General features: G+C 69.5%; 4 protein-coding genes. 2 read left to right on the top strand and 2 right to left on the bottom strand.

The annotated features are described in order from the left end of the window. Nucleotides 1–591 (top strand): methyl-accepting chemotaxis protein (locus KK7_RS0119785; protein WP_010546376.1); only part of this gene is annotated, 591 nt, incomplete at its 5' end. Between the two features lie 151 nt (nt 592–742). Further along, nucleotides 743–1,741 (top strand): DUF2332 domain-containing protein, encoded by a 999-nt coding sequence (locus tag KK7_RS0119780; RefSeq protein ID WP_010546375.1) that lies wholly within the window; start codon nt 743–745, stop codon nt 1,739–1,741. On the opposite strand, the gene pncB is transcribed toward KK7_RS0119780, so the two are convergent. Together pncB and KK7_RS0119770 are read right to left on the bottom strand one after the other, a co-directional pair. Next, complete coding sequence (pncB, locus tag KK7_RS0119775) at nt 1,738–3,042, bottom strand: nicotinate phosphoribosyltransferase (protein WP_010546374.1); 1,305 nt, start codon at nt 3,040–3,042, stop codon at nt 1,738–1,740. The genes KK7_RS0119780 and pncB overlap by 4 nt on opposite strands. Before the next feature lie 9 nt (nt 3,043–3,051). Further along, nucleotides 3,052–4,080, bottom strand: a 1,029-nt coding sequence (locus KK7_RS0119770) for a TolC family protein (protein ID WP_010546373.1), incomplete at its 5' end; no start/stop codon positions are given.

The raw sequence follows: 4,080 nt of genomic DNA, 5'->3' as shown, positions 1-4,080 counted from the left end.
GGCCTGGACAAGATCGCCTTCCAGACCCGCGTTCTCGCGATGAACGCGGCGGTCGAAGCCGGCCGCGCAGGGGAAGCGGGCCGCGGCTTCGCCGTCGTCGCCGACCTGGTGTCGGCCCTGGCGATGCGCGCGGAAGAGGAAGCAGGGCGCGCCCGCGACCAGCTGACCGCGACCCAGAGCGACATCGTCACGGCCGTGCAGGCGGTGCAGCGCGTCGACGGTGCGCTGGCCGACATTTCGGCAGGCGTGGGCGAAGTGCACCAGCTGCTCGGCAACATGGCCTCGGACAACCACGCCCAGTCGAGCGCGGTCACCGAGATCAGCGCTGCCCTGGGCGCAATGGACCAGTCGACCCAGCAGAACGCCGCGATGGTCGAGGAAACCTCCGCTGCCGCCCGGAACCTGGCCAGCGAAGTCACCGTCCTCTCCGAGCAGGCGAGCCGATTCAATGTCGGCAATGGCGCGCCGATGGCCAGCGCGCGGGTTGCCCCGTCGCGGTTCAACAGCGGCAATGTGAAACCGCTGCCCGCCGCCGCAGTCTCGGCGCTGGTGCGCAACAGCAGCGCCGACGACGATTGGCAGAGCTTCTGACCGACACCACCAGACGACCCCGGGAGCGGCCGTTCGATCCGGTTGCGAATCGAACGGCCCCCGGCACAAGATCAGGAATGTCGGCCTCTGCCCGGGGGAAGTTGTAATGAATATGGTATCGACCCGGACGGGATTGGCGGAGCTTGCGCGCATGGCGCACGTCGCGGGCGAGTTGGGATCGCCCTTCGTGGGGGCTGTTCTCGCCGCGGGTCTTCGTCAGCTCCACCGGGCGCCGCACAGCGAAGCGGTGATCGCGCAGTGGGAGGGCGATCCGGCTTCGGCCGCGCTGGCGATGCGCTTCAACGCCGCACTGCATTTCCTTGCCCGCCGCGGCAATCCCCCCGCGCTCGCTGCGCTCTATCGTGGCGAGCATTACGATTTCGACGGCGCCATCGGCGCGGCGCTTGCCGCCGAGGACGATCTGGTCGCCGGCTTTCTGCGCCGCACGCCCCAGACCAACGAGGTCGGCCGCTCGGGGGCGATGGTCGCCGCGCTGATGCAGGTGCGTCGCCGCTTCGGCCTCCCGTTCGAGCTGCTGGAAATCGGATCGAGCTGCGGCCTCAACCTCAATCTCGGGCGCTATGGTTTCGATCTTGGCGGCGTGCTCGCCGGCGATCGCCATTCGCCCGTTCAGGTCGTGCCGGACTGGCATGGCCCCGCACCGCAGCCCGCGCCGCTGGAGGTGGTATCGGCACGCGGCGTGGACCTGCACCCGCTCGATGCCGGTGATCCGGCCACCTGCGAACGGCTGATGGCCTATATCTTCGCGGATCAGCCGCAGCGCCTGCATCGGCTGGAACAGGCACTCGCCATGGCGCGGCGCCACAAGCCACAGCTGGAGCAGGGCGACGCATCGGAATGGCTGGCGCGCCAGCTCGCCGTGCCGCAGGCCGAGGGCGTGTGCCGTGTCGTGATGCATTCGATGGTGCTGCAATATCTGCCGCCGCAGGACCGCGCCGCGGTGGTGGCGATGATCCAGGATGCCGGCAGGTTCGCAACGCCCGAGCGGCCGCTCGCCTGGGTCGGGTTCGAATGGACCGAGACGCGCAGCGAAGTGCAGCTTGCGCTCAGCTGGTTTCCCGGCGGGGAGCAGCGCCGCGTGCTCGCGGTCTGCCACCCCTATGGCAATTCGGTGGACTGGCGGAGCTAGACCTGCACGGCGTGTTCGGCGCGGCCCGCATCGCCGAACACGCGCAGATATCGTTCGATCTCGGCAGCTTCGCCGGTCGCCTTGGCCGGATTGTCCGAGAGCTTGACCGCCGGGCGACCGTTCGCTGCGACCACCTTGCAGACCAGCGAAATCGGCTCCAGCCCGGCTTCGCCATCGGGATCGCAGCCGCGGAAATCGTTGGTCAGGTTGGTCCCCCAGCCGAAGCTCATCCGCACCCGGCCGTTGAAATGGCGATAGGTCGCCTCGATCGATTCGACGTCCATGCCGTCGGAGAAGATCAGCAGCTTTTCGCGCGGATCGCGGCCATGGTCCTGCCACCAGCGGAGGATCTGCTCGCCACCCGGAATGGGGGGCGCGCTGTCCGGGCGGAAGCCGGTCCAGTCGGCCACCCAATCAGGTGCGCGCGCGAGGAACGAGCTGGTGCCGAACGCATCGGGTAGCGCGATCAGCAGGTTGCCGCCATAATGGGCGCGCCATTGCTCGAGCACGCGATAGGGCGCGTCGGCGAGGCTGGCATCGTCCGGGGACAGCGCCGCCTCCACCATCGGCAGCTCATGCGCGTTGGTGCCGATCGCTTCCAGATCCGCATCCATTGCCAGCAGCACGTTGGAGGTGCCGATGAAGCGATGGCCGAGCCCTTCCTTCAGCGCCTCGACGCACCAGCGCTGCCAGAGAAAGCCGTGGCGCCGCCGCGTGCCGAAATCCGACAGCACCAGATCGGGCAGTGCGCGCAGCCGCTCCACCTTGTCCCATAGCTTGGCCTTGGCGCGAGCGTAGAGCACGTCGAGCGCGAACCGGTCGCGCCCGCGCATCGCCGCGCGCGAGCGGAGTTCGTTGACGATGGTCAGCGCCGGGATTTCCCACATGGTCGTGTGGGTCCAGGGACCGTGGAAGTGCAGCAGGAACTGGCCGTCATGGCGCTCCAGCTCGTAGGCCGGCAGCTGGAATTCCGCGAGCCAGGCGATGAAGTCCGGCGCAAACATCTGGGTCTTGCCGTAGAAGCTGTTGCCGGCGAGCCAGATCAGCTCCTTCTTGGTGAAGCGCAGCGCGCGGGCATGGTCGAGCTGGGCGCGCAGCTCGGCCTCGTCGATCACCTCGGCCAGCCGCACGCTCCGGGTGCGGTTGATCAGCGAGAAGGTCACCTGCGTGTCCGGGTTCCGCCGCCGGATCATCTGCAGCATCAGCAGCTTGTAGAAATCGGTATCGAGCAGGCTGCGGACGATTGGGTCGAGCCGGAAATTATGGTTGTAGGTCCGGCTGGCAATATCGGTGAAGGTCATGGGTAGGTCTTATTCCCAGCCGCCGCCGAGCGCGAGAAAGATTGCGATCTGGTCGTCCGGCAACCGCGCCTGCGCCGTCGCATAGCTCGCCTCGGCCTGAGCGAGGCTGCTCTGCGCCTGGAGGAGGGCGAGGAAGTCGCTGCGGCCGAAGCGGAACAGGCGCCCCGCCTGGTCGGCGGCGGTGGCGGCGCTGTCGCGGGCGCGCCCCAGCGCCTCGGCCTGGTCGCGGTCGCGCGCATAGGTTTCCAGGGCCGTTTCGGTGTCGCGCAGCGCGTTCAGCACCGTCGAATCGAAGCGGGCGAGGTCCGCATCGACCTGCGCGCCGGCGGCATCGATGCGGGCACGGACGGCCGGGCGGTTGGGGAAGCTCCAGCTGATCAGCGGCACCAGGCTGAACCCGAAGGACGTCGGGCTGCCCAGCCGATCGAGCGGGCCGCTGAGCCCGGCCGAGCCACCGAGGCTGATCTGCGGATAGAGATCGGCGGTCGCGACGCCGATCCGGGCTGTATCGCCGGCGATGATCCGCTCGGCCTGGCGGATGTCCGGCCGGCGGCGGATCAGCGCCGCGCCGTCGCCTATCGGCATCGGGCGGGGCAGGGTGGGCAGCGCGGCACAGCTTTCGATCTCGCGGGGATAGTCGGCCGCAGGGCGACCGAGCAGCGCCGCCAGCGTGTAGAGGCCGGCGCGGCGCTGCGCGGCGAAGATCGGCAGGTTGGCCTCGCTGGTCTGCACCGCCGCCTGGGCGCGGCTGACGTCGAAGGCGGTGCCGCGGCCGGCGCGCTGGAGCCGCTGGGTGGCGGAGAAGGTCTGGCGCTGCAGGCCGACGATGCGCTGGGTGGCGGCAAGCCGGAAATTGGCGGCGCATATATCGGCATAGGCCCGCGCGGTCGCGGCGGCGACGCTGACCCGCACCGCGTCGCGGGCCGCGGCGACGGCGTCGCGGTCGGCCAGGCTGGCCTCGATGGCGCGCGCGATCTTGCCGCGCACGTCGAGCGGATAGCCGACCGAGATGCCCAGGTCGTAGCCGAGCGTGCCGGG

The sequence above is a fragment of the Sphingomonas elodea ATCC 31461 genome (assembly GCF_000226955.1).
Lineage (GTDB): Bacteria > Pseudomonadota > Alphaproteobacteria > Sphingomonadales > Sphingomonadaceae > Sphingomonas > Sphingomonas elodea.
This window is presented reverse-complemented; position numbering and strand designations above follow the sequence as displayed.

Excerpts from the sequence above, each read along its gene's own strand:
- KK7_RS0119780 (WP_010546375.1), top strand. The coding sequence starts at position 743 with ATGGCGCACGTCGCGGGCGAGTTGGGATCGCCCTTCGTGGGGGCTGTT.
- pncB (WP_010546374.1), bottom strand. The coding sequence starts at position 3,042 with ATGACCTTCACCGATATTGCCAGCCGGACCTACAACCATAATTTCCGG.